The organism is Neobacillus sp. MER 74 (assembly GCF_023714155.1).
Genome location: NZ_JAMAUV010000069.1, coordinates 1 through 490 on the forward strand (window position 1 = coordinate 1; position 490 = coordinate 490).

Annotated in this window: 1 protein-coding gene; it reads left to right on the forward strand. The window is 61.8% G+C overall.

Annotated features, from left to right (window positions below; translation table 11 throughout):
- The coding region (gene citX, locus M3610_RS27490; RefSeq protein ID WP_251463635.1) for a citrate lyase holo-[acyl-carrier protein] synthase at positions 1–334 on the forward strand (334 nt) is incomplete at its 5' end.
- Positions 335–490 lie beyond the last annotated feature (156 nt).

Here is a 490-nt window from a genome sequence, read left to right on the forward strand (position 1 = left end):
GCTGTGGAAGCACCGCTGGCAAACGCTGGATCGTCAGGTGCTATGGCTGCCGACCGGGCCAGAAGCGCTGTGGTGCGTAGCGCATCCGGCCAGCGAAATCAAAGCGATGTGCAGTACGCTGGAGCAGAGCCATCCGCTGGGACGCCTGTGGGATATCGATGTAATCTGTCCGCAGAACGGGCTGGTGGGACGCCAGTCGCTGGGCGAATCGCAGCGCCGCTGCCTGCTGTGCGATGAGCCGGCGCACGCCTGTGCGCGCAGCCGTCGTCACGACACCGATCTCGTCGTCGCCCGCGTTGAGCAGATGATTGACGCGTGGTTCGCCCGCGATTAATCGGGATTGTTTTCTGTATCCTCACTAATCCGAGTTGCACGCAGACAACCCGCATGCAACTCGAAGTATGAGCGTTAAAAGTCGATCGGCGCGCGAAAGGTCATCGCGTTGCCGTAGGCAGGATGGGTGATGGTGAGCGTCTCGGCGTGCAGCAGC